Origin of the sequence: Pseudomonas sp. K5002 (genome assembly GCF_013386655.1) — a bacterium.
GTDB lineage: Bacteria > Pseudomonadota > Gammaproteobacteria > Pseudomonadales > Pseudomonadaceae > Aquipseudomonas.
Genome location: NZ_JACARK010000846.1, coordinates 1 through 1,901, shown reverse-complemented (window position 1 = coordinate 1,901; position 1,901 = coordinate 1). Strand labels below are relative to the sequence as shown.

Sequence of the window (1,901 nt, the reverse complement as noted above, 5' to 3'; positions counted from 1 at the left end):
ATCGCCACCCCCAACCTGCCTGAAGCACGCATCCTCGCCGAATTGCCCGAGGGCACGGCGGACGAATGCGCAGCGAAACTGCTGCCGTTCATCAAGCACCTGCTGATCACCGGCGGCCATGGCGACGAGCACGAAGTGCACAACCGCCTCTACAGCCGCGACGGCACGCACCAGACCTTTACCTGCCAGCGACTGCCCGGCAGTTATCACGGTTCGGGCTGCACCCTGGCCAGCGCGCTTGCCGGTCGGTTGGCACAAGGCGAAGGGTTGGTCAGCGCGGTGCAATCGGCCCTCAACTACACTTGGCGCACCCTGCGTGACGCTGAACAACTCGGCCAGGGGCAATTCGTGCCTCGTCGTCTGCCGTTGGATTTCTGCTCGTAACACCAAGAGGCCTGCCCGATGAAACTACGTGGCCTTTATGCCATTACCGACAGCCAACTGTTGGCCGGCAAGTTCCTGGCCTACGTCGAAGCGGCGTTGGACGGTGGCGTGACCCTGCTGCAATACCGCGATAAAAGCAGTGACGAAGCGCGCCGCCTGCGGGAAGCCGAAAAACTGCGAGAGCTGTGCTCGCGCTACAAGACCCAACTGATCATTAACGATGACGCCGAACTGGCCGCACGCCTCGGCGTCGGCGTGCATCTGGGCCAGACCGACGGCCCGCTGACCCCGGCCCGTGCGCTGCTCGGTTCCAAGGCGATCATCGGCTCCACCTGCCACAGCCAGATCGAACTGGCCGAGCAGGCTGCACGCGAAGGTGCCAGTTATGTCGCCTTCGGCCGCTTCTTCAATTCCAACACCAAGCCCGGCGCGCCGGCAGCCACCGTTGAACTGCTGGCCCAGGCCCGCGCGCGGTTGCACCTGCCGATCTGCGTGATCGGCGGCATCACCCTGGAAAACGCCGAGCCGCTGGTGGCCCACGGTGCCGACTTGCTGGCAGTGGTCCACGGCCTGTTTGGTGCCGACAGCACCCAGGAAGTCACGCGCCGCGCCCGCGCTTTCAACGATCTTCTAAAATCTTGAATTCAGAGAACACGATCATGTCCCGTTCCGAAACCCTGTTTGCCAATGCCCAGAAACACATTCCCGGCGGTGTAAACTCTCCCGTGCGAGCGTTCAAGAGCGTTGGCGGCACCCCACTGTTCTTCAAGCATGCCGAAGGCGCCTACGTCACCGACGAAGATGACAAGCGCTACGTCGACTACGTGGGTTCGTGGGGCCCGATGATCCTCGGCCACAGCCATCCGGAAGTACTGGACGCGGTGCGCCAGCAGCTGCAACACGGCCTTTCCTATGGCGCACCGACCGCCATGGAAACCGAGATGGCTGACCTGGTGTGCTCCATCGTGCCCTCCATGGAGATGGTGCGGATGGTCAGCTCCGGCACCGAAGCCACCATGAGCGCGATTCGCCTGGCCCGTGGGTTTACCGGCCGCGACAGCATCATCAAGTTCGAAGGCTGCTACCACGGCCACTCCGACAGCCTGCTGGTCAAGGCCGGTTCCGGTGCACTGACCCAAGGCGTACCGAGCTCCGCCGGGGTGCCGGCCGCGTTTGCCAAACATACCCTGACCCTGCCGTTCAACGACATCGCTGCCGTCGAGCAGATGCTCAGCGAAGTCGGCCAGGAAGTGGCGTGCATCATCGTCGAGCCGGTGGCCGGCAACATGAACTGCGTGCCGCCGGCGCCGGGCTTCCTGGAAGGCCTGCGGGAACAGTGCGACAAGCACGGCGTGGTGCTGATTTTTGATGAAGTGATGACCGGCTTCCGCGTTGCCCTCGGCGGCGCCCAGGCTTACTACGGCGTCACGCCGGACCTGAGCACCTTCGGCAAGATCATCGGCGGCGGCATGCCGGTGGGCTGCTTCGGCGGCAAGCGCGAAATCATGCAACACATC

3 protein-coding genes are annotated in these 1,901 nt (G+C 63.7%); all 3 read left to right on the top strand.

What is annotated here, in order from left to right; translation table 11 throughout:
* The coding region (locus tag HX846_RS29785) for a bifunctional hydroxymethylpyrimidine kinase/phosphomethylpyrimidine kinase (protein ID WP_178966752.1) at window positions 1-384 on the top strand (384 nt) is incomplete at its 5' end.
* Between the two features lie 18 nt (window positions 385-402).
* Window positions 403-1,026 (top strand): thiamine phosphate synthase, encoded by a 624-nt coding sequence (thiE, locus tag HX846_RS29780; RefSeq protein ID WP_177020941.1) that lies wholly within the window; start codon window positions 403-405, stop codon window positions 1,024-1,026.
* Window positions 1,027-1,043: 17 nt separating this feature from the next.
* The coding region (locus HX846_RS29775) for a glutamate-1-semialdehyde 2,1-aminomutase (RefSeq protein WP_178966751.1) at window positions 1,044-1,901 on the top strand (858 nt) is incomplete at its 3' end.